19 protein-coding genes are annotated in these 23,971 nt (G+C 57.4%); 8 read left to right on the top strand and 11 right to left on the bottom strand.

All coding sequences use genetic code 11. The features are described 5' to 3' along the window. The 8 genes from folP to AAC632_RS07245 all read right to left on the bottom strand — a co-directional run bounded on the left by folP (position 1) and on the right by AAC632_RS07245 (position 9,878). Positions 1–1,020: a dihydropteroate synthase gene (gene folP, locus AAC632_RS07280; protein ID WP_340297280.1), complete on the bottom strand. Its 1,020-nt coding sequence runs from the start codon at positions 1,018–1,020 to the stop codon at positions 1–3. 50 nt (positions 1,021–1,070) lie between these two features. Next, positions 1,071–1,997: a dihydroneopterin aldolase gene (locus tag AAC632_RS07275; RefSeq protein WP_340297282.1), complete on the bottom strand. Its 927-nt coding sequence runs from the start codon at positions 1,995–1,997 to the stop codon at positions 1,071–1,073. A 115-nt stretch (positions 1,998–2,112) separates the two neighbouring features. Next, the gene (locus AAC632_RS07270; RefSeq protein WP_340297285.1) at positions 2,113–2,817 is read right to left on the bottom strand and encodes a cell wall hydrolase; all 705 of its coding nucleotides are present in this window, start codon (positions 2,815–2,817) and stop codon (positions 2,113–2,115) included. A 179-nt stretch (positions 2,818–2,996) separates the two neighbouring features. Beyond that, positions 2,997–5,528: a putative PEP-binding protein gene (locus AAC632_RS07265; protein WP_340297287.1), complete on the bottom strand. Its 2,532-nt coding sequence runs from the start codon at positions 5,526–5,528 to the stop codon at positions 2,997–2,999. A gap of 83 nt (positions 5,529–5,611) precedes the next feature. Continuing rightward, entirely contained in the window at positions 5,612–7,690 is a 2,079-nt protein-coding gene (gene glyS, locus AAC632_RS07260; RefSeq protein ID WP_340297289.1) for a glycine--tRNA ligase subunit beta, read from the bottom strand. 24 nt (positions 7,691–7,714) lie between these two features. After that, complete coding sequence (locus AAC632_RS07255) at positions 7,715–8,407, bottom strand: FkbM family methyltransferase (RefSeq protein ID WP_340297291.1); 693 nt, start codon at positions 8,405–8,407, stop codon at positions 7,715–7,717. Further along, positions 8,404–8,943, bottom strand: a complete 540-nt coding sequence (locus AAC632_RS07250) for a DUF6446 family protein (protein WP_340297293.1) — start codon at positions 8,941–8,943, stop codon at positions 8,404–8,406. The genes AAC632_RS07255 and AAC632_RS07250 overlap by 4 nt, the downstream gene beginning before the upstream one ends. Further along, the gene (locus tag AAC632_RS07245) at positions 8,940–9,878 is read right to left on the bottom strand and encodes a glycine--tRNA ligase subunit alpha (protein WP_340297295.1); all 939 of its coding nucleotides are present in this window, start codon (positions 9,876–9,878) and stop codon (positions 8,940–8,942) included. Before AAC632_RS07245 ends, AAC632_RS07250 begins: the two co-directional genes overlap by 4 nt. A 184-nt stretch (positions 9,879–10,062) precedes the next feature. On the opposite strand from AAC632_RS07245, the gene AAC632_RS07240 reads away from it, so the two are divergent. The 5 genes from AAC632_RS07240 to AAC632_RS07220 all read left to right on the top strand — a co-directional run bounded on the left by AAC632_RS07240 (position 10,063) and on the right by AAC632_RS07220 (position 17,115). Next, a complete protein-coding gene (locus tag AAC632_RS07240) occupies positions 10,063–11,841 on the top strand; it encodes a peptidoglycan-binding protein (RefSeq protein WP_340297297.1) in 1,779 nt (592 codons plus the stop codon). A gap of 128 nt (positions 11,842–11,969) precedes the next feature. After that, positions 11,970–12,956, top strand: coding sequence for a cobaltochelatase subunit CobS (gene cobS, locus AAC632_RS07235; protein ID WP_340297299.1), 987 nt, complete (start codon positions 11,970–11,972; stop codon positions 12,954–12,956). Between the two features lie 17 nt (positions 12,957–12,973). Then, on the top strand, positions 12,974–14,884 hold the full coding sequence (cobT, locus tag AAC632_RS07230; RefSeq protein WP_340297301.1) for a cobaltochelatase subunit CobT: 1,911 nt from the start codon (positions 12,974–12,976) through the stop codon (positions 14,882–14,884). Further along, positions 14,877–16,700, top strand: a complete 1,824-nt coding sequence (locus AAC632_RS07225) for an aminopeptidase P family protein (protein WP_340297303.1) — start codon at positions 14,877–14,879, stop codon at positions 16,698–16,700. Before cobT ends, AAC632_RS07225 begins: the two co-directional genes overlap by 8 nt. A gap of 70 nt (positions 16,701–16,770) precedes the next feature. Next, complete coding sequence (locus AAC632_RS07220) at positions 16,771–17,115, top strand: DUF427 domain-containing protein (protein ID WP_340297305.1); 345 nt, start codon at positions 16,771–16,773, stop codon at positions 17,113–17,115. Between the two features lie 11 nt (positions 17,116–17,126). Here the strand turns inward: AAC632_RS07220 and AAC632_RS07215 are convergent, their stop codons facing one another. The 3 genes from AAC632_RS07215 to AAC632_RS07205 form a co-directional block, all read right to left on the bottom strand. Next, complete coding sequence (locus tag AAC632_RS07215) at positions 17,127–18,794, bottom strand: chloride channel protein (RefSeq protein WP_340297307.1); 1,668 nt, start codon at positions 18,792–18,794, stop codon at positions 17,127–17,129. Between the two features lie 113 nt (positions 18,795–18,907). Then, positions 18,908–20,620: a methionine--tRNA ligase gene (gene metG, locus AAC632_RS07210; protein WP_340297309.1), complete on the bottom strand. Its 1,713-nt coding sequence runs from the start codon at positions 20,618–20,620 to the stop codon at positions 18,908–18,910. 82 nt (positions 20,621–20,702) lie between these two features. Next, complete coding sequence (locus AAC632_RS07205) at positions 20,703–21,362, bottom strand: ImuA family protein (protein ID WP_340297312.1); 660 nt, start codon at positions 21,360–21,362, stop codon at positions 20,703–20,705. A gap of 115 nt (positions 21,363–21,477) precedes the next feature. Here AAC632_RS07205 and AAC632_RS07200 point away from each other — a divergent pair, with 115 nt between their 5' ends. Genes AAC632_RS07200 through AAC632_RS07190 form a run of 3 tightly spaced genes read left to right on the top strand, consistent with a single transcriptional unit; the run spans position 21,478 to position 23,969 of the window. Continuing rightward, positions 21,478–22,524 (top strand): aldo/keto reductase, encoded by a 1,047-nt coding sequence (locus AAC632_RS07200; protein ID WP_340297314.1) that lies wholly within the window; start codon positions 21,478–21,480, stop codon positions 22,522–22,524. After that, complete coding sequence (locus AAC632_RS07195; protein ID WP_340252058.1) at positions 22,524–23,015, top strand: lipocalin family protein; 492 nt, start codon at positions 22,524–22,526, stop codon at positions 23,013–23,015. Before AAC632_RS07200 ends, AAC632_RS07195 begins: the two co-directional genes overlap by 1 nt. A gap of 42 nt (positions 23,016–23,057) precedes the next feature. Next, a complete protein-coding gene (locus tag AAC632_RS07190; protein ID WP_340261157.1) occupies positions 23,058–23,969 on the top strand; it encodes a DMT family transporter in 912 nt (303 codons plus the stop codon). Positions 23,970–23,971: the final 2 nt, after the last annotated feature.

Raw genomic sequence — 23,971 nt, 5'->3', positions numbered from 1 at the left:
TTACCCCTCCCCAAGGGTCAAACCGCTTACTGCCATATAGGCAGAAATCATCGCTTGATGCACGGCTATATCATGGACACGCAGCATCTGAACCCCCTGCGATATGGCCCATAGGCCGATTGCCGCCGATGCAGCATCACGCTGATCTGCCTGTTTGATCCCCGTCACATGGCCCACAAACCCTTTGCGCGATACCCCCAAAAGCAACCCACAGCCAAGCCCGTGGAACAGGCTGATGTCACGCAACAACGCGCGGGTTTGCGCAAAGGTCTTGCCAAAGCCCGCTCCAATATCAAGCAAGATTTGGTCATGCGTCAGCCCCACAGAAAGCGCCTGATCGCGCATCGCAGCAAGCCCATCGTAGATATCGAGAACGACATCTTGATAGGCATCGGGGGCCAAATCTTGCATGGTTTCAGGCGTGCCAAGCGAATGCATCAGGATCACGGGCGCGCGGCTCTCGCGCAGAACCTCAATCATAGTTGCATCAAAGCGCAGCCCTGAAACATCGTTGATCACCTGCGCGCCCGCAGCAAGGCCCGCACGCGCCACATCGGCCTTGCGCGTGTCAAGCGAGATCACCCCAGAGCCGCGCAAGGCCTCTAGCGCAGGCATCAGGCGCGCGATTTCTTGTTGTTGCGGCACTTCTTTGGCGCCTGGCCGGGTGCTTTCTGCGCCCAAATCCAAAATATCTGCGCCTTCCGCCACAAGACGATGGGCTTGCTCCAGCGCGGCTTGGATGTCCTCATGCCGCCCACCATCGGAAAAGCTGTCTGGGGTGAGGTTTAAAATTCCCATAAGGCTTGGGCGCCCCATAGGCACAGTGGCAAAATCACCACGCGCTGCCGTCAACGGCGCGCGCCATGCCGCGGGCAAGTCTGCGGCGGGTAAAATCTCGCGCGCGCCCGTGCGGTTTAACCGCTCAACATGCGTGAAATGGCACCAGCCCCCTGCAAGGGGCACGGCATCAGGCCCGATCGCGGGGCCCGTAACGGGTATGGGGCGATAATAATCAGTCATAGGACTAGCCCTACCCTGTGGCTCAGCGTCCATCAAGTTTACTGCCCAGATTAAAGATCAGGCATCACGTCAAACGGCCATGCCTGCACAGGGATAGATGATTTCAACGGCGGGTGGCCGCCCAAATAAACAATACGCTGCGCCTCAAATTGCTCGGCCAACCACAGCGCCAATTGCTCCCCCGTCACTTTTGCCCCTTTGGGTGGTTCGGCACTGTCCAAAACCAGTTTTGAAGGGGCCCAAACCGAAATTTGCCCCTGCCGCATGGCCCAGTCCAATTCTGTGCGACTGTCCACCACCACACAGCGATCATCGCAAGAAGCCAAGACCCAAGCGTTCTTTTCCATATCCAACAGATCAATCCGCCGCTGCGGCAGGCCATGGCGGGCTTGAGGCTGCGCCAAGCCCGTACTGCCCACGCACAAAATGACAGGGGCACCTGCCTGCTCAAGGTGATCTAGGAGCTGCGCCAAATCAGGGCGCGCTATTGCATCATTGGCCAAATACACGATCAAAGGATGCGGGCCATCATCCGCAAGAAGACTAAGGCGCTGATTGGCCTCTGCTTCGCGCATAATCTCGACCCCCAAAACATAGGGCCCGCGATCCAATTTCTCAATTCGCACGAAACAGCGCGCAGCCAACGGGTAGCTCAAGACCCGCTCTGCAATTCGCACCGATAGCGTTTCCAGCAAATTGACACGGCCCTGCGCAAGCTCGGCATCAATCGCCTCGACAATGCGGTCATAGGACAAAATGCGGTCCACATCATCCTCGGCGCTTTCCGCCTGAGAGCGCACTTCTACGACCACATTAAAACGGATACGCTGCAAAATCCCGCGCTCGGCCTGAAAGGCACCGATTTCAACATCCCGCTCATGATTGGACATCGAAATACGATCAAGCGGGGCATCTGTGGCGGCCGCCTTGGCCCGCTCGGACGGGTGGGCAAAAGCAAGTCGAATATCATCCGTCATCGGCGTAGGCTTTCGTGATCGTCTTTTTGCAGGTTGTATAGCCCGAAACACGGCAAAAGACAGGCGTCAAAACCGCCGCAACCCGCGCTATCAGCGACCCGCTGCTGCGCCGCGCTTAATATTGCTGACGATAGAACAGATGCTGCCCAATCGTGGCAGTGCGCGGATAAACCCGCGCCCAGTCAGGACGGACATAATCCGCATGATAATGCGTGGCCCCTGAGGTGAGGGTGCGCGGCGCGCCATCCATCATCAAACGGGCGATGCGCGACAGGCGGTCCCATGTGGCACGATCCGTCACATTCTCGGGGATGCCATCACAGGCATAGGTGAATTGGCAGGCCAAATGCCGATGCGCGTTTTGGTAGACAACATCGCAAATGTTATCTGGATAATTGTCGTTATCCACGCGGTTCAAAATCACTTCGGCCACGGCATATTGACCGCGGATCGGCTCGCCGCGCGCCTCGAAATAAAGCGCCTCGGAGAGGCATCGATGCTGCGCGTTACTGCGTGGACGGGGCAAAGACATCAATTGGGCTTCGTTATAAATCTGACGCGGCGCCCCATTTCGACCAAAGGGGGAGCGCACAGGCGCACCCAAACGGGCGACTTGTGAGGGGCTGATGCCCCGCAACGCAGCGCGCTCATCAAACATCAAAGACGATAGGCGCAATTCCATCGAACCGGCTTGCGGCTGCGAAGATGACATCACAACGGGATAATCCCCATGATAGATTGAGGACGTTTCTGCCAAGGCGGCATTTGACATAAATAACAAGGAGGCCGCAATCGCAGCACATGCCTGTTTGAAACCCATTACCTCTGCTCCTTGGGGTTGATCCCCAATGTCGCAATCCGTTGTTCAGATTGCGACAGAGCCACTAGCATGGTTTTATAAAACCGACAACTTGACCCGCGTTTTTGTGTTTGACGCGCAGCGCACCGCATCATTTAGACGTAGGCCTTGGCAAATCAGATGGCAGACTCAACGCAATATCAACGCTTTGCAGAGAGAGTCTCATCCTCCAAAACCCATTGTGCCGCCGATAGCTTGGCCAAAGGAACACGGAAAGGTGAACAGGACACATAGTCGAAACCAGCGATCCGCGAAAAGCGGATCGAATCTGGATCACCGCCATGCTCCCCACAGATGGAGAGGGTCACTTCGGGGCGGACAGCGCGCCCACGTTCTGCGCCAATGAGCAGCAATTCACCCACCCCTTCCGTGTCCAAGCGGGTGAACGGGTCTTCCACAAACACACCTTGCTGAACATAGGCCGACATAAAGCGCCCCGCATCATCGCGCGACAAACCATAGGTCATTTGGGTTAAGTCATTGGTGCCAAATGACAAAAAGGAGGAAGATTCCGCAATCTCGCCCGCCCGCAACGCTGCGCGCGGCGTCTCAACCATCACCCCAAGGCGATAGGTGAAACTTTTGCCATTTTGCGCGGCAACGGCGGCGGCCACCGCATCCACCCTTGATTTTACCAACTCAACCTCACGCTTGGCCGAAACAAGCGGGATCATGATTTCGGGAACAACGGGGTTTTTCCCCTCGCTTGCGGCAATGGTTGCCTCAAAAATCGCACGGGCCTGCATGTCATAAATCTCAGGCACGGTGATCCCAAGACGCACGCCGCGCATCCCCAGCATTGGGTTATATTCTTGCAGCGATTCAATGCGCGCGGCCACGCGGCTTACAGGCAAATCTAACGCTTCGGCCAAGGCACGAATGCCATCGCGATCTGAGGGCAAGAATTCGTGCAAAGGCGGATCAAAAAGTCGGATACACACAGGCTTGCCTTGCATCCGTTTAAACAGCTCGGTGAAATCACCCCGTTGCATTGGCAATAATCGATCCAAGGCTGCCGCGCGGTCGCTTTCGGTTTCGGCAAAGATCATTTCGCGCATCAAAGTCAGGCGATTTGGATCAAAGAACATATGCTCTGTGCGGCACAATCCGATCCCGTCAACACCGAATTGCTGCGCGGTTTCGACATCCTCGACTGTGTCCGCGTTGACGCGAATGCCGATATCACGAATTTCATCAGCCCAGTGGATCAGCGTGGCAAAGGCCCCGCCAACAGCGGGCTCGATCATCTTGGCAGCCCCCACCAAAATATCACCAGAGGAGCCGTCAACAGTAATCACATCCCCCTCGTGGAACACGCGCCGCCCTGCGGTGGTGAGCGTTTTCTTACGCATATCCAGTTGCAGGCTGCTTGCCCCCGTCACACAGGGCAAACCAAGCCCGCGGGCAATCACGGCGGCATGGCTGGTCATACCACCCCGCTCGGTCAAAACGGCCTGCGCGGCGTGCATCCCACGCACATCTTCTGAACTGGTTTCGCGCTTGACCAAAATTGTGGCCTCGCCTTGCGCGGCCAAGGCCTGGGCCGCGGTAGACGAAAAGACAATCTTGCCAGTCGAAGCCCCAGGTGCGGCGGCAATACCGCGCCCCAAAACATCACGGGGGGCCTCTGCATCCACCTGACGGTGCAACAATTGCCCCAAAGAAAAGGGCGGTATCCGCGACAAAGCCTCGCCGCGCGAAATAACGCCATCATTGGCCAAATTGACCACTGTTGCGACAGCCGCGCGTGCAGACCGGGGCGCACGCACTGCGTCAAGAATGTTCAGCTGACCATTCATCAAGGTGAATTCAATCTGCATTTCTTCGCGCAATTTCTCGCGCATCAAAGCGCCCGCAGCGATCAGGTCATGATAGGCCTCTGGCGCTGCATCTTGAAGGGAATGGCCACGCGCATCACTGCGGATGTAGAGCGCATCATCATCACGCAATGCCACCCGACCCTGCGCCTGCGGCACGAAGCGACCGATCACATCGGCGTCTCCCGTGTCAGGGTCAATCATCTGAACGATGCCAGAGCCCGAAACGCCCTCACCGACACCCAGTGCCATGCGCTGCACCACAAGACCAAGCCCCGCATCAGCAGGTGCGCCTTGCGCCTGCCGCAACAGCCGCGCGGTTGTCCCCTCCCACGCCCGCGCCATAGAGCGCAGAACCTCTCGCAACTGCACCGCGGGGTCTTGGGGAAAGGCCTCCTCCGCTTCATCCTCGAAATGGTCTTTGGCAATCCGTGGGGTCAGCGGCCCCTCAAATTCATCGGCATCCAGACGCAAGACATCCACCGCATAGGCGCGGATGAAATTGACATAAAGCTGATCTGCCGCGCTGCGCCCATGAACCTTGGCCAAATGTTCGGCCAATTCGTCATTCATCCCGATATTCAGCACCGTGCCAGGCCCGCCCCAATCCGCAGCTTGGCTGCTGGAGCGCACAGAAACCAAGGCATGAGGGCCAAACTCGGCCCAAAGCGGGGCCAGATCAGGAACCACCCTTTGCGCGATTTGGCGCACAGCGTCAAAGGACAAGGCCGCTGTCAAAGGCACGGGCAAGCCCAAGCGCACCAAACGCTGCAAGCATTTGGCGCGATTGCCATGGGTGGCTGTGTGCATATCCGCCGTGGCGGTGATCAGCATATAGTCGGGGCGATTTTTCATTTGCAATTCTTACTCTTAGCCGAAACTGGCCAAGACACTAAGATACAATCATAACGCTATCTGTAAAGCGCCGCGATGCAGCATTACCCCTCGATGCGCGACAAATCGGCGACCTTGCCACAAGTTTCCACGATTTCATGCAGCAAGTTCAGACGATTGCGCCGCACAATTTCGCTATCCGCATTGACCTGCACCTTTTCGAAAAAGGCATCAATCGGCCCGCGCAGCGCGGCCAAAGCGGCCATGGCGGCCGCAAAATCCTCTGACGCTAGGGCGGGGTTGGCCGCCTCCCGCGCGGCGGCAAGGGCCGCGAAAAGCGCGCGTTCTTCATCGGTTTCTGCAAATTTCATATCTGCGCCAAACCGATATTCCACCCCATCCTTGGCCTCTGCTTGCGTCAGGATGTTGTTGGCACGGCGATAACCTTGGATCAGATTTTCACCATCATCGGTCGACAGCACCGCCTGCACGGCGCGCGCCCGCGCTACGACCAAGGCCAAATCATCATTGCCCACCATCGACAGGCAGGCATCAATCACATCATGGCGAATGCCCTCATCGCGCAAATGCACCTTAAGGCGGTCATGGAAGAACGAAAGGAGGTCTGCGGCTACAGCCTCAGGTGCATCAGACCCAAAAGCCGCACCACGCAAAACGAAGGGGGCGGATAGGTTCAAGCGCACCCCATTGTCCAAAATCAACCTGATCACCCCCAAGGCCGCACGGCGCAGCGCGTAGGGGTCTTTGCTGCCTGTTGGTTTCTCATCAATCGCCCAGAAGCCCGTCAGCGTGTCGATCTTATCGGCCAAAGCCACGGCGACCGAGAGAGGCGCGTTTGGCACATCATCTGACGGGCCAAGGGGTTGGTAATGTTCCTGCGCAACCTTCGCAATTTCAGGCGCATAGCCTGCCTCAGCGGCGTAATAGCGGCCCATCAAGCCCTGCAATTCAGGGAATTCATAGACCATCTCAGAGGACAAATCCGCCTTGGCGATCTTTGCCGCTTGACGCGCCTGATCTGCGTCCGCCCCCACAATTGGGGCCAGTTCCGCCGCCAAATCCGCGATCCGTTCGATCCGCGCGGCCTGCGAGCCAAGTTTCGCCTGAAAGGTCACATTCTCAAGGCTTTGCGTCCATTGGGTGATATCCGTTTTTGCCACGCGCAAATCATTTTTCCAAAAGAATTTTGCATCTGACAGACGCGCAGAAAGCACCTTTTGATTGCCCGCCAAAATGGTCGCGCCCTCATCAGCGGTAATGCGGTTGGCCACAGTCACGAAGCGCTCAATCCGCCCTGTCTTGGGGTTCTTCACAGAAAAGAATTTCTGATGCTCTTTCATCGAGGTCTGCAAAACCTCTGGTGGCAGGTTCAAGAAATCCGCGCCGATCTCGCCCATCAAAACAACGGGCCATTCCACAAGGCCCGCCACCTCCGCCAAAAGGCCGCGATCTTCGACCAATTCCAACCCCGCGGCGAAGGCCATTTGACTGGCCTCGTGCCAAATGGCGTCTGCGCGTTCATCAGCGCGCAAGATCACATGGGCACGTTTCAGCTTGGCTTCATAATCCTCAAAACTGCTGACAGAAAAGGCATCAGGGGCCATGAAGCGATGGCCGCGCGTTTTGTCACCCACCACGATATCATCAACCTCGAAGGGCACAACGCCTGCGCCCGCCTCATCGGTCAAGAGGCATAGGATCGAATGCAAAGGCCGCACCCAACGCAAAGAGCCTGCCCCCCATCGCATGGATTTCGGCCATGGGAAATTGCGAATGACCGATGGCACCAATTCCGCAATAATATCCGCAGCATCACGCCCCTGATGGGTGATACGGGCGACATAAATCTCGCCCTTCTTATCTTCGCGTGTCTCAAGCGCATCGCGTGACACGCCTGCGCCGCGCAAGAACCCTTCGATCGCGGCCTCTGGCGCATCCACGCGCGGGCCTTTGCGCTCTTGTGTTGTGGTTGGGGAATTGGCGCTCAGCCCGTCCACCACCAAACACAGGCGGCGGGGGGTCGCAAAACTTGCCGCGGATGCATAGGTCAACCCAGCCTCAACCAGACCATTGGTCACAAGCGTTTTCAAATCCTCGGCCGCTTTTGCTTGCATGCGGGCAGGGATTTCTTCGGAAAACAGTTCCAGCAGAAGATCGGGCATAGATTTCGTCCTATTGCGGTCGCGTTAGATCCAATCAAGGTTGACGCGGGTGATCGGATAGGCCTCGCTCAGGCGTTCGCTCAAAGCGCGAAAACGGGGGCGAAGCTCTTTGAATTTATTTTCATGGGTTTCAGCCACACTCAGGCGGATTGCGTCAAACAGGCCCGCCGCCTCCATCGCCTCGAGAAGGTCAAGCTCAGCACCTTCGACATCCATTTTGACAAAGGCAATTTCGCCATGCTCTGCGATGAGATCACGCGAAAAGGCGGGGAAATCCAACAGGCGCACATCTATCGCGTGCTCCAGATCCTGATCAATCATCCGCCCGCCTTCCAAGACAGTGGATTTGACGGATGCACCTTTTGGGTTTTCGTCAAAATTGACAGCCCGCATCAATTGGATCGTGCCTTCGCGCGTGCCAAGTGCCGCTTCGTGAATGGTCACGTTCGGCGCATCGGCAAAGCGTTTTTTTAACGTATCAATGCAATAGGGATCAGGATCAAATGCGTGAACATGGGCGCCTGACGCGGCAAGCTGTGCGGTCACATCCCCCACATTCGCCCCACAATCGCACACCACATCACGCGGGGTCAGCATCGACACAACCCCCATCAACAGCCCATCCGCCTGCGCCTTGCGCGCATTGCGGCGCGCGCGGCGGCGGAACCGATCAAACTCGGCTTGCAGCTGTTCAAGTTCGGTGAGGGTTTCGGTCATTGCATCCCCTCAGGGACAGGGGGGCACCCTTCTGGCACAGGATCCCCATTAAAGGCCGCTTCGCCGCACAGGTTGATCTGCCGCCAAGCATGGCCCTGCCCCGCGTCATCCAAGGCAACCACGATATCGACCCCATAGACAAAATCGCGCGCACTCAAATAGGCGGTTGCGCGCCCCGCCTCTAGGGCGGCACCAATCGCCTCGGCGTCAAAACATTGGAACCAAGATGGCGCGATCAAGGGCGTTGCCCCCTCATAAGGTTCCGCTGCCGAAATCAGCGCCTCTTGGCCTGCCTCGAGATCAAAACAAGCACGGAACCGAATGGGCGAGCTGTTGCTGTCAATGCCATCGAAGTTGGAAATGGCCAAAGGCGTGGGCGCGCCATCAACGCTGAGCGTGATCTGCCCGCGCGGATCATCGGGCATGACAGGGGCATAATAGGCGCGGGTTTGCGCATACCAGATTCCCGCCCCTGCCGCCAAAGCCGAGAGGGCAATCGCCGCCACCACAAAACGACCCACGCGTTTATTGCTCATGCGTGCTGCCCCGCCTCAAATCCGCCCGCCTCAGTTTGCACGAAAGCGTCAGCGCACAGTTTCGCCAATGCGCGCACCCGCCCAATGTAACCTTGCCGCTCCGTCACCGAAATGACCCCACGGGCATCCAACAGGTTGAACATGTGGCTTGCCTTGATGCATTGATCATAGGCGGGATGCGCCATGATGATCCGCTTGCCTGTTTTGGGATCAATATTTTCTGCGGCAAGGATGCGCTGACATTCGGCTTCTGCCTCTTCGAACTGACGCAAAAGAATGTCTGTATTGGCCGTGTCAAAGTTAAAACGGGAATATTCTTCCTCGGTCTGACGGAACACATCCCCATATTTCAACGCAATCGGTGCATCTGGATCATTAAACGGCATCTCCATCACATGATCCGCGCCCAGAACATACATCGCCAGACGCTCAAGACCATAGGTCAACTCGCCCGACACAGGGTGGCAATCATGCCCCCCCACCTGTTGGAAATAGGTGAATTGGCTGACCTCCATGCCATCACACCAAACTTCCCAACCAAGGCCCCAAGCGCCCAAAGTCGGACTTTCCCAGTCGTCCTCCACAAAGCGAATGTCATGCATCGCCATATCAATCCCGATGGCCTCAAGGCTACCAAGATAGAGATCTTGCAAATTGGGCGGGCTTGGTTTGATCAGCACCTGATACTGGTAATAATGCTGCAAGCGGTTCGGGTTCTCCCCATACCGGCCATCGGTGGGGCGGCGCGAGGGCTGCACATAAGCTGCCGCCCAAGGCCGCGAGCCTAAGCTGCGCAAGGTTGTGGCAGGGTGAAAGGTTCCCGCCCCGACCTCCATGTCATAGGGCTGCATCACTGCACAGCCTTTCTGCGCCCAGTAGGTTTGAAGACGCAGGATGATCTCTTGGAAACTGCGGGGCTTTTCCATGCGCGACATTGATCGTTCCTTGGGCTTAACGAAAGTTGTCGACCACATAGGACGCAGGATGCCGAGGGTCAATCACAGCTTATGACCTGCGCGATGGGAAATTTACGAAATTATTGGTGAAAATACGGTGCATCCCGTCCGTTTCGCGGATAACCTGAACAAAATCACCCTTAAGGTTACGGATTAGGGCAGTATGCAAAATCACGGGGTTCGGGCAGGTCAGACTGCGCGGTTGAGGGCAGCAATTGTGATCTCTTTGGCCATTCTATGCGCCAGTCTGATTGGCCACGCGCCACAGGCCCAAGCGCAGGCCCAAACAGATTTGGTTTGGGTGCAAATCGAAGCGCATCCCGATCTGGTGACGGCGCAATCGCGTCTGCGCGTCTATGAGAGCCGCAGCGCCACCATGGGGGTAGCAGGGTTTATGATGCGCACGGGCCTATATGCACTGGCCCTCGGCCCCTATCCGCGCGCGGTGGCACAGGAACGCCTGCGCGATCTACGGGCCTCCGGTCAAATCCCTAGCGACAGCTATATGCAAACGCCGCAAAATTACACGCGCCAATTCTGGCCTATTGCCGCCCAAGCGATAGCACCGCAGGTGATCGCAATTGAACCTTTGCCCGAGGTCGCGCCACAAGACGCGCCTGAAAAACCATCACAAACACCCGTGGAACCAAAAGCCGCCCCTGTAACCACGCCCCAAACAGATGCGCCACCGAGAGAAACCCTTGCCCAAGCGCGCGCAGGCGAAGCGGATCTTGATCCCGCCGCGCGCGATGATTTACAGCGCGCGCTGCAATGGTTCGGGCTTTATGATGAGGCGATTGATGGCGTATTTGGCGCGGGCACGCGGGCGGCGATGGCGGCATGGCAGCGCAGGAATGACTGGCCCGAAACAGGGGTATTAACCACCGCCGAACGGTCAGATTTAATCGCGCAATGGCAGGCAGACTTGGCGCAACTTGGCCTAGAGCGGATCACGGACACCCGCGCGGGCATCGCAGCACTCTTGCCCATGGGATATGTGGAATTCGCGACCTACGCCCCCCCCTTTGCGGTCTTTAGCCCGACAGATGCGCGCGGGGTCGAGGTCGTGTTGATCTCCGCTGAGGGGGATCAGGCGCGGCTGCAATCTTTGTTTGAGATTGTAACAGATGCCGACATCATGCCCGAAGGGGGCTTGCGCGATATGCTGCGGGGCCGTTTTGATATTGCCGCCAGTGATGCGGCGCGCTTTACCACGGGTTTTGCCCGCTTAGAGGGCGGCGCGATTAAGGGTCTAATCATCCGTGGCCCCGCCACAGAATATACCCCCATCGCACGGCTGATGCAGCAGATTGAGGAAAATTTTCTGGCATTAGAGGGCGTGTTAGAGCGTGACACCGCGCCAAGCGGCACATCACCCGCGCTGAATAAATCAGAAACAGAGCCAAGCCCCCTTGCGCAACGCTCAGGCGTTTTTGTGACGGACACAGGCCATGTCTTAACCGATGCTAGCCTGCCGCAAACCTGCCCCACCCTACGCCTCAATGATGCGGTTGCCGCGCGGGAGATTTACCGCGACAGCGCCCTTGGGATCGTGGTGATTGCGCCCGACACCCCGCTGAGCCCACCAGCTTTGGCGGAATTTACCGCTGCCTCTCGGATGGGATTGGCGCAATATATCGCTGGATTTGCCTATGAGGGCAGGCTTTCAGCGGCCACCTTGCGACCCTTGGAGGACGCAGGCCCCGCCTATCCAAACCCCTCGCAAACCGAGTTGGGCGGGCCCGTCCTTGATGCCACGGGCGGGCTTTTGGGGCTTTATCGCGGGGGGGCTGTCACGCCTGCTGCCGATATCACCGCAACGCTTGCGGCGGCAGGGCTGCCTGCCCTGCCCCGTGTGATCCGAGAGGAACCGCTGCGCGGCGAGACCTTAGCGCGGCTTGCGCAGGCGATCACGGCAAAGGTGACCTGTCTTTCGCGTTAAGCGTGTATTTTGGTGGAAATCACCCCCAAATCGGAGACAAAATTCCTACGCCCCTTCCCCTTGCGGCGCAGCGCGATATGTTGCACCACCACAGGTGACGCATTTTAACTCCCTCGAGGTTTTACGATATGGCAGATGGCAGCTTGGCAATGGATGCAAAACCCACCGAAGAAATTTCGGTGCGGGATGTCTTTGGCATCGACACTGATATGAAGGTTAAAGGCTTTGCTGACGCGACTGATCGTGTGCCCGAGATCGACTCAACCTATAAATTTGACCGCGACACGACATTGGCGATTTTGGCGGGGTTTTCGCACAATCGCCGCGTGATGATCCAAGGCTATCACGGCACAGGGAAATCCACCCATATCGAACAGGTCGCCGCCCGACTGAACTGGCCCGCCGTGCGCGTGAACCTCGACAGTCATATCAGCCGTATTGACCTCATCGGCAAAGACGCCATCAAACTGCGCGATGGTAAACAGGTGACCGAATTCCACGAGGGCATCCTTCCTTGGGCTTTGCGCAATCCTGTCGCCATCGTGTTTGACGAATATGATGCGGGCCGCGCTGATGTGATGTTCGTGATCCAGCGCGTGCTCGAGCATGATGGAAAGCTTACCCTGCTTGACCAAAACGAGATCATTCAGCCGCATAAATATTTCCGTCTTTTCGCAACGGCAAACACTGTCGGTTTGGGCGACACCACAGGGCTTTATCACGGCACGCAGCAGATCAACCAAGCGCAGATGGACCGTTGGAGCCTCGTGGCGACCTTGAACTATCTCAGCCATGATGCCGAAGCCGCAATCGTTCTGTCAAAGGCGCCTCATTACAACACGGCAGAGGGGCGCAAAACGGTCAGCCAGATGGTCACGGTTGCCGATCTCACACGCACGGCGTTTATGAACGGGGAATTGTCGACTGTGATGAGCCCGCGCACCGTCATCAACTGGGCGCAGAATGCCGAGATTTTCCGCGATACGGGCTATGCGTTCCGTTTGTCCTTCCTCAACAAATGTGACGAACTCGAGCGCCAGACTGTCGCAGAGTTTTATCAGCGCTGCTTTGATGAAGAATTGCCAGAAAGTGCTGCAAGCATCAGCCTTGGCTAAGGAAAGACCGAGACCCAATGGGCAAGCCCACCGATAATCCAGCCGATTCGTTCAAAAAGGCGCTTGCCGATGCGACACGGGTTTTGGCCAATGACCCCGATCTTGGGGTCAGCTATTCGGTTGACCCGCCTGGTGCCAGCAATGACACGATCCGCCTGCCGCAAATCAGCCGCCGTATGAGCCGCGATGAGGTTCTGCTTGCGCGCGGCACGGCTGATGCGTTTGCACTGCGTCATCGCTTTCACAACCCCCGCATTGCCGCGAAATACGAACCCACGGGGCCTATTGCGCGCGATTTGATGACGACGATTGAAACCGCCCGTTGCGAAGCCATTGGCGCCCGCGTCATGCCTGGCACAGCTGGGAATATTGACGCAAAAATCGGCGCAGAGGCGCGGCGCAAGGCCTATGGTGAAATCACCGAACGCAGCGATGCGCCGCTGTCGACCGCGGCGGGATATATGCTGCGCCAAATTGCAACAGGTCGCCCCCTGCCCGCTGAGGCGCAAAATATCGTTGAGCTGTGGCGCCCTTTCATTGAAGAACGCTGCGGCGAAAGCCTAGATGCCCTCAAAGGGTCACTGGACGATCAAACCGCCTTTTCGCGCGTTGCGCGGCAATTCATCTCTGATCTGGGATATGCTGACCAACTGGGCGATGACCCCGACCAATTGGACGACCAAGAGGATGAGGACAGCGCCGATCAAGATCAGGAGCAAGAAGAAACACCAGACAGCACAGGCGATAGCGAAAGTCAGGAAGATGACAGCGCCGATGCCGACCCAGAGCGTTCGCAAGAAGAACAGCAGGACGCCTCTCAGGCACAGGTGCAAATGGATGAAAACGGTGATGCCGAGGAGGGCGAGGAACAAGAACTGCCCGATGGGGACGCGCCCGTTGAACCGCCCCAAGCGCCCCCTCATTCGGATGCTGATCCAGATTACATCGTATTCTCAACCGCCCATGACGAGGAAATCGCCGCCGAAGATTTGGCCGAAGCTCAGGAGCTTGAACGCCTGCGCGCCTATCTTGATCAGCAGTTGGAACCTTTGAAAGGCGCGGTCAGCCGCTTGGCGAATAAACTACAGCGCCGCCTTCAGGCACAGCAAAACCGCTCATGGGAGTTTGACCGCGAAGAAGGGATCTTGGATGCAGGCCGCCTTGCGCGGGTTGTGGCCAATCCTACAACGCCTTTGTCCTTTAAGGTCGAAAAGGATACCGAATTCCGCGACACGGTGGTGACGCTTCTTTTGGACAATTCAGGCTCGATGCGCGGGCGGCCCATTTCCATCGCGGCAATCTGCGCCGATGTTCTGGCGCGCACGCTAGAGCGCTGCGATGTAAAGGTCGAAATCTTGGGCTTCACCACCCGCGCGTGGAAAGGTGGGCGCGCGCGCGAGGAATGGCTGGCACAAGGGCGCGCGCAGCAACCCGGTCGTCTGAATGATCTGCGCCACATCATCTATAAATCAGCAGACGCCCCGTGGCGGCGGGTGCGCGACAATTTGGGCCTGATGATGAAAGAAGGCCTTTTGAAAGAAAACATTGATGGCGAGGCGCTGGAATGGGCGCATAAGCGGATGTTGGCCCGCCCCGAAGCCCGCAAAATTTTGATGGTCATTTCGGATGGCGCGCCTGTCGATGACAGCACCTTATCCGTGAACCCCGCGAATTACCTCGAAAAGCACCTGCGCGATGTGATCAGCATGGTTGAACGCCGCCGTGCCGTTGAATTGCTGGCGATTGGCATTGGTCATGATGTAACCCGCTATTACGAGCGCGCCGTGACGATCACTGATGCCGAACAATTGGCAGGGGCAATCACCGAACAATTGGCGGCCCTCTTTGACAATGACCCACGGGCCCGCGCCCGCGTTATGGGACTGCGCAGCGGGGGCGCAAAATCAGGGTTATATCGGTTTGGATAAGCGGGCAGAGTTTCAAAGTTTTGATACTGCCTCCCGCCCCGAACAAGGCGCCCCACGCGTGGCCGCTTTGCGTGACTGTTTCCCAAAACTTGGGGTCGATGGTGTTTTAGTTCCGCGCGCCGATTCCCATCAAGGCGAATATGTTGCGCCTTGTGATGCACGGCTTTTGTGGTTGAGCGGGTTTTCTGGCTCGGCAGGGTTCTGTGCCGTTCTCAAAGAGCAGGCTGGTATCTTTATTGATGGCCGTTACCGCCTTCAGGTGCGCGATGAGGTCGATTTAGACATCTTCACCCCTGTAGATTGGCCCAAAACCAAACTTGAAACATGGCTGCCCACAGCATTGCCGAAGGGCGGCGTGATCGGGTTTGATCCATGGCTGCACACAATGGCCGAGATTGACCGCTTGGCTGAGGCTGTTACAAGCCATCAGATCACCTTGCGCCCACTTGCTGAGAACCCAATTGACGCGCTTTGGTCTGACCGCCCGCCGCCGCCTCATGGGAAGGCGAGCGCCTATCCCTTGCACTACGCGGGCCGCAGCGCCATTGAAAAATGTAGCGAAGTGGGGCTTGATCTCGCCGCCCAAGGCGTAAGTGCCGCTGTGCTCAGCCTGCCCGACTCCATCTGTTGGCTGTTAAACATTCGCGGCGCCGACCTGCCGCATCTTCCCGTGGTTCAGGCCTTCGCCATTCTCTCAAGCACAGGCAGCATCAGCGTATTTGCCGACCCTACGAAATTCGCGGATGTTGATCTGCCCGATCAGGTCACGCTTTACCCGCTCAACCGCTTTGAGGAGCGGTTGCGCCAAAAGGCAAACTCTGGCCCCATCCGCCTTGATCCCAAGACAGCCCCCCATAAGCTGCGGATGATTTTGGCCGAGGCAGGGGCAGAAATTGACGAAGGCCCCGAGCCTTGCACCCTGCCCAAGGCGCGCAAACATCCCGCCGAGATTGACGCAACCCGTGCTGCACATCTGCGCGATGGGGCCGCCATGGTGCGGTTTTTGCATTGGTTTGATCACCACGCCCCTCAAGGCGGGTTGACTGAAATTGAGTGCGTCTGCGCGCTTGAACGCTTTCGCCGCGAGACGGGCGCGCTGCAAGATATCAGTTTTGATACAATCGCAGGCGCAGGCGCACATGGCGCGATTGTGCATTATCGCGTGAGCGAGGCCACCAATGCGCCGCTTGCGCCAAACACGCTGTTTTTGATCGATTCAGGCGGGCAATATCTTGATGGCACCACCGACATCACCCGCACCCTGCCCGTAGGGGATGTTGGGCTTGAGGAAAAACAGGCCTTTACCCAAGTTTTGCGTGGCATGATTGCGCTGTCGCGCGCGCGCTTCCCCAAAGGATTGGCAGGGCGGGATTTGGATGCATTGGCCCGCGCCCCCCTCTGGGCCGCTGGACGCGATTATGACCACGGAACAGGTCACGGTGTCGGCGTCTATCTCAGCGTGCATGAGGCCCCGCAACGGATCAGTCGCGCCTCGGATGTGCCCCTTGAGGTTGGGATGATTTTATCAAACGAACCAGGCTTCTACAAAGAGGGGGCTTATGGGATCCGCATTGAAAACCTGATTGTCGTCCAAGAAGCCGCCCCAATTGCGGGGGGGGATGCGCGGACGATGTTGGAATTTGAAACTTTGACCCTCGCCCCCATTGATCGGCGGTTGGTGGTCAGTCATGACATGGCGGCGGCGGATATCGCATGGCTGAACGAATATCACGCCCGCGTGGCCAAAGCCCTGATGCCGCTGGTGCCGCCCGAGGCGCAGGCATGGCTGCGACAGGCCACTGCGCCCATCGCGTAGTCTTTCCGTTACCTTCCCTAGCTATTCTCAGACCAAGCCTGTATGAGAGGCCCAAGAAGGAGATCTATTCATGACCAACACAATGTCGATTCGCCCTGCATCGGGGAAATATGTTGTGCGCGCAGGCGGCGCGATCGTGGCGGAATCTGCTGCGGCATTGGAATTGAACGAGGGCGATTTGCCCGCCGTGATCTACTTTCCGCGCGAAGATATCGCCATGGCGCTTTTGGAAAAGACCCAAAGCACCACCAAATGCCCCAAGAAGGGAATGGCCTGCTACTATGCCATTTCAACGGCATCAGGGCAGATTGACGATGCGGCGTGGTCTTATGAAGACCCAAAAACGGACGAAGCCCAAGCCATTAAGGGCCATATCGCCTTCTTTACCGACCGCGTCACAGTCGAGCGTATTTAACAGCGTGTCCGTCAGCTGTGCTCTTCAGCGGCAGTGTCCGCCATGGCACGGGTATAGGCTTTGAGCGCATCAATATGGAACACCGCCCCCTCTAGGGCGGGCGGCCCATCCTGCGGATTTTCTTTGATCACGGGAATGTAATCCGCTTCGGTTTTCTCAAAAATCGGCATGATGGTTTCAAGCGTATCCTCAAGCGTCACAAACACCCCTCCCGCAACCTGCGCCAAGAGGGCATCAGCGGGCGCGGCACGCGGATCTGTCATGGGCCGCATGATCCGCCCTGCCCCCACCATCGCCAAAAGATAGGCCTGTGGCCCTGCCGCCAAATGGATGTTTCGCCGTTCAAGTTGGGTCAAAAAGAACGAGCGATCCACAAGGCGGCTGGCAAGCGCCGTGGAAAGGGACACGGAAACCATCACCGCAAGGCCCGTTTGCCAGTCGCCTGTCAGTTCAAACACGATCAACGTGGTTGAGATGGGCGCGCCCAAAACAGCGGCGGCAACCGCCCCCATCCCTGCCAAAGCGTAGAGCGTCACCGACCCTGACATTTCAGGCAGGATTGCGGTCGCGATCAAACCAAAGGCAAGCCCCGTCAGCGCGCCAATCATCAATGAGGGCGAAAACACCCCGCCCCCCATGCGCCCCGCAACCGTGATTGCCACGGCAACCGTCTTGAGAATGGCGAAGATAATCGCCTCATGCAGCACCAATTGCCCCGTCAGAGCGGCGCTTGTGGTTTCATAGCCCACGCCAATGATATGGGGGAAGAAAATCGCCAAACCGCCCAGTAAAGCCCCCGCAATCGCAGGGCGCAAGAACCGCGGCAAGCGTAAGAGATTTTGCACCCTAGTGCCTTGATCATCGGCCCAAAAGGCCGCGCAGATAAACACCACGGCAACAAGCCCACAGATCAATCCCAACATAAGATAGGCGGGTAGTTCCGCGTAAAAGCCCAAGGCGCTTTCACGACCCAATGTGAACTCGGTCACATCGCCCAAGGTGACGCGACTGATCACTGTGCCTGCCACACTGGCAATGACAATGGGCGCAAATGCATGCACCGCGAAATGACGCAAGATCACCTCAAGCGCGAAAAGTGCCCCTGCAATCGGTGCATTGAACGAGGCGGAGACAGCCGCAGCCACCGCACAGCCCAACAAATCCCGCCCCGTGATCCCATCGGCACGAATAAGCGCGGAGATTTTACTAGAGATTACGGCAGCCAAATGCACCACAGGCCCCTCTCGACCCGTAGAGCCGCCTGAGCCAAGCGTGATCAAGGACGCCGCAGCCGAGGCAAGGCCTGCGCGCATCTCAACACGGCCTTCATTCAGCGCGGCCCCTTCAATCACATCCGCCACAGAGCGCACCCGCCCATCAGGCGTAAAGCGATGCAGGATCAGCCCCACCAAAAGCCCCCCTAAAATGGGGATCAGTAAAATCAGATACCACGGCAAACTTTCGGCGTAGCTGTGCAAATGACGGATATCATCGGTGCCATAAAGCGTGGCTTGCAAGCGATCCACACCAAGGCGGAACAAAACCGCCGCACTGCCTGCTGCACCCCCAAGCACAAGCGCGATAAACCAAAACTGAATTTGGCTTGGGCCTTTGCGGCGCAGGATAAACCATGCCTCCGACAACAAGGCGCGCTGCTGGCGCCATGTTGCTGCCAACATCGCCTTAAGGGGGTGTTGCCCAGATCGGGACGGGTCTTTATCCAACTTACCAGCCTTTGCGCCGCGCCTCTATCACCACCAAAGGCCCAAAGAGGTTGAAATTCAACCCTCTATCAGCTTCGCACCCCCGCAAAGCGGGCTTGCCAGTCTTCGCGCTGCTCGTCACTGATCTTTGCGAAAAGAACCTCAGGCACAGTGAAGCCCTGCCCGGCTGGCAGCCGCGAGAGGCCTTCTGCGACATCTTCGGGCCATGCGTAATCTTTGCACCCCATCGCATCCAACATTGCCTGTGCGGCATCTGGGATGAACGGCGCAGACAAGAGCGCATAAAACGGGATGAGGTTCAGAGAAAACCGCGTGATGGCCGCGGCGCGATCTGGATCTTCCTTGAACACTGTCCAAGGGGCGGCAGATTGTAAATATTCATTCCCCAAAACCCAAATTGCGCGCAATTCAGCGGCGGCTTTGCGAATTTCAATCGCCTCCATATGCGCCTGATAGGCCGCAAGGCGGGCCTGTAAATCAGCCATCACTTGGGCCTCTTGTGCGCTGTAGCCGCCCGCCTCAGGGATCACTTCACCGAATTTCGAGCGGCAGAATTTGGTGATCCGACTGACGAAATTGCCCAGAACATCGGCCAAATCCTTGTTCACGCCTGCTTGGAAATTCTCCCAAGTGAATTCGCTATCCGAGGTTTCTGGCGCATGGCTCAGCAACCACCACCGCCAATAATCCGAAGGCAGGATCGACAAAGCCTGATCCATGAACACGCCACGCCCTTGGCTGGTCGAGAATTGGCCGCCATCATAATTGAGATAGTTGAAGGATTTGATGTAATCCACCAGCTTCCATGGCTCGCCAGAGCCTAAGATCGTTGCAGGAAAGCTCAAGGTGTGGAAAGGCACGTTATCCTTGCCCATGAACTGGACGTAACGTACATCTTGGGCGCCCTTGTCAGTGCGCCACCACCGCTCCCAATCATCTCCCTTGCCTGCGTCAACCCATTCTGCGGCGCAGGCGATATATTCAATCGGGGCATCGAACCAAACATAGAAGACCTTGCCCTCCATCCCTGGCCATTCATCCTTGCCCTTTTTAACAGGGATGCCCCAATCCAAATCGCGCGTGATGCCACGATCTTGCAACCCGTCCCCGTCATTGAGCCATTTTTTGGCGATAGAGGTGGTCAGAATTGGCCAATCTGTCTTGCTGTCGATCCACGCGTTCAATTGATCCCGCATAGAGGATTGGCGCAGATAGAGATGCTTGGTTTCACGCACCTCCAAATCCGTTGAGCCAGAAATCGCGCTGCGCGGGTCAATCAAATCGGTCGGGTCAAGCTGCTTGGTGCAGTTCTCGCATTGATCCCCACGGGCCTTGTCATAGCCGCAATTGGAGCATGTGCCCTCAATGTAGCGATCAGGCAAAAAGCGGCCATCGGCATTGGAATAGACCTGCCGCTCGCTCACCTCAGAGATCAGCCCTGCCTCGGCCAAACGGCCTGCGAAATGCTGGGTCAATTCGTGGTTTTGCGGGCTAGAAGACCGTCCAAAGTGATCGAAACTCAGGCGAAAACCCTGTGCAATCTCAGCCTGAACTGCGTGCATTTTTGCGCAATATTCCGCGACATCCATGTCCGCTTTGGCGGCGGCTAATTCGGCGGGCGTGCCATGCTCATCCGTGGCGCAGAGGAACAACACCTCACGGCCCCGACCGCGGTTGTAACGGGCGAAAAGATCAGCAGGCAATTGGCTGCCTACGAGATTTCCCAAATGCTTGATCCCATTGATATATGGGATCGCCGAAGTGATCAGAACACGCTCCATCACGCCCGCCTTGTCTTAGATGATTTCCTTCGCTCTCGCGTCTAACCCAAAGCAAAGCGGATGGCTAGACGGTGCAAAGATGTCAAACAAAACTGGGCGCTATGGATTTCGCACAAAGGCCTGAGGATGCGCGCGTCACGCGCCATGCGGCGGGCGGGGCAAGGCGCGCGCGCAAACGCTGCATATGCCATGCGCGCCCCTCTAGGCCTGCAGGCAGATTTCCTGCAAGCGCCCCTTGCATGGATAAGGCCCCATGATTGGCCGCTAAGGAAAAGCGCGTCTCAACCCCTGCTGCGCCCCCATGATGCGGTGTTAAAATCGCGGCGAAAGGCTGCTTTCCCGCATGTTCAGCCGCCAGATGCAAACGGCGGATCGCGGTCAGGTTGGGTGGCTCTAGCACTTCGGCAACCACAGTTTTACAGGCCCCGCTGCGCAAAGCCTCCTCCATGCACCATAACAGGTCTTCGCGCCGCTCAGGCGCGACAAAGATCATGCGGGCAGGGTCAATCTCCTCCGCCACGGCCTGCATATGCAGATGATCAGGGTGCCACGCAGGGCGGATCCAAAACACCGCCCCCTCCATCCGCGCCGCCGCCCAAAGCGCCAGACGCCGCCGTGCGGGGCCGCAAAACTCATGCACCCGCCCAAGCCGCAAATCACACCCCTCGAAAAGGCGCAAAGACGGGTTTGCCCGCGCCACAGAGGCCGTAATGTGATCAAAAGAGGCATGGGTGATTTGCATGAGGCCAGACTAAATGTTCTTCTTTTGTTCTGCAAGAAATTTTCGCACTCCCCTTGCCCTTCTTGGGCATCTCGCTACCAATAACGCGGAAGATAGCAGCGAAGGATAGGATGGGATGCGCAAAATTCAGCTTGGCACCACAGACACAATGATCACCGATTACTGCCTTGGCACGATGACATGGGGCAACCAAACCCCAGAGGCAGACGCACATCGCCAAATGGATATGGCGCTTGCGGCAGGGATCAATATTGTCGACACCGCCGAGATGTATCCCGTTAACCCTGTGCGGGCGGAAACAGTCGGCAATACCGAAACCATTCTTGGCAATTGGAACCGCGCCAACCCTGCGCGGCGCGGCGATTATATCTTGGCCACCAAAATCACGGGCAAAAACGCTGCGTTTGTGCGCATGGGTGAGGATATAACAGCCGCAAGTTTTACCGCAGCACTCGATGCCTCGCTCGCACGACTGCGCACAGAGTATATCGACATTTACCAAATGCATTGGCCCAATCGCGGTTCGTATCATTTCCGCCAAAACTGGGGCTATGATCCTTCGGCACAGGTGAAATCCGTGACGCTGGCCCATATGGAAGAGATCTTGGATGCAGCAGATCGGATGATCAAAGCAGGCAAAATGCGCTATTTCGCGCTGTCCAATGATACGGTCTGGGGCGTTGCGCAATGGATGCGCCTTTCCGAAGAGCGCGGCCTGCCGCGTGTGATGTCCTTGCAAAATGAATATTCGCTCCTGTGCCGCCTCTATGACACAGATTTTGCGGAACTGGCCGTGAATGAGCAGCTGACCCTGCTGGCCTATTCGCCCCTTGCCGCGGGCCTTTTGACTGGGAAATACCAAAACGGGGCCATTCCAGAAGGCTCGCGCATGGAGGGTAACGGGGATTTGGGCGGTCGCAAAAGCCCGCGCGTCTTTGATGCGGTCGCAGCCTATCTAGACTTGGCGCAAAAGCACGGTATTGATCCAGTTCACATGGCTTTGGCCTTTACTGTGCAGCGCCCTTTCTCCGTCTCGACCATCTTTGGCGCAACCACAAGCGCACAGCTTGCCCGCATTCTAGATGGCTTGGATGTGACCCTATCGGGCGATGTTCTGGACGAGATAGACGCGATCCATCGCGCCCATCCGTTGCCCTGTTGATGCGCCTGCGCCTCACCCAAACCGCGCTCCTATTGGCCCTGTGTTTGATCACAGCCTGTAGCCCGCCCATGATGGGGGCAAGACGGGCGGATGCACCGATTGCCTCGACCACGCGGTTTGAAGCCGCACGATTTGCGGGTCCATGGGTGATGCGCCACGCCATCGATAGAACCGCGCCGCGCAACCTCAGCTTTGAGGAAGGCAGCGGCCAAATCATAGGTTTGCGGTATGTGGATGGGTCTGGCCAAAGGATGGCGCTGACCTCGGACGGCCCGCACCCTGCCCGCTTTACAGATGCGCGCGGGCGGGCGCTTTGGGTGCTTTGGGTTGATGATGACTATCGCACCGCATTGCTAGGCGCGCCTGACGGGCGCTTGGCGTGGATCATTGACCGCAGAACAACGGGGGGCGCTGATCGCATTGACGCTGCATTGCGCCTTGCCGCGGCCAATGGCTATGATCCAAATGATTTTATCGCGCTGAACCCATGACTGCACGCTTGCCCTTTCTCAGGAAAGGCGCAATCTGATCGCATGCCAATTTGGATTGCCGCTACCATCTTTGCTGCCTTCATGCAGAACCTCAGGTTTCTGTTACAGCATCACTTGCGCAAAAGTGCGCTGTCGACCGCAGGCGCCACTTGGGCGCGGTTTCTTTACAGCGCGCCCATCGTGGCCTGTGGCGTGATCCTATATGCCCGTATACGCGGGTTTGATTTGCCACAGATCCAACCCCAGTTCTGGGCCTATATCGTTCTTGGCTCATTGGCCCAAGTTCTGGCCACAGCCTGTGTTGTGGCGCTGTTTGGGTTTCGCAACTTCGCAATTGGCGTGACCCTGAAAAAGACGGAAACCATCCTGACCGCCTGCCTCGGTTTGGTGGTTTTGGGCGAAGGCGTATCGCTGTGGGTTTTTGCCGCCATCGTGGTTGGGGTGATCGGCGTTATTTTGATCTCAGACGGGGGGCAAAAGGGCGATGGTCAAACCCTTCTCGCACGCTTTGCCACCAAGGCCGCATTTTTCGGGCTGGCCTCTGGCGGGCTTTTCGGGGTGTCTGCCGTGACCTATCGCGGCGCGATCCTAAGCCTTGAAGGGGGGGATGCGCTGCTGCGATCTGGATTTGCCCTTGCGGTGGCCTGCGCCATTCAAGCCAGCAGTTTGGGCCTTTGGATTGCTTGGCGCGAGCGCGCACAAATTGGTTCTGTGCTGCATCAATGGCGCATTGGACTTGCCACGGGGGCCACCTCACTTTTGGGTTCACTTGGATGGTTCTTGGCCTTTGGCCTGCAAAATGCGGCATTGGTCAAAGCGGTCGGGCAAGTGGAATTGGTCTTTACCTATCTGTTTTCCATCTTCTGGCTCAAAGAACGCAGCACCAAAAAAGAGGTGATGGGATTGGTTCTGATCCTCGCCGCGCTGCTCGCCATTATCCTGCAAGAGGCGTAAGA

It is taken from the genome of Roseobacter sp. HKCC-CH-9351 (assembly GCF_037830295.1).
Taxonomy (GTDB): domain Bacteria; phylum Pseudomonadota; class Alphaproteobacteria; order Rhodobacterales; family Rhodobacteraceae; genus M30B80.
The sequence above is the reverse complement of the archived record's forward strand: the minus strand, read 5'-3'. Positions and strand labels throughout refer to the sequence as shown.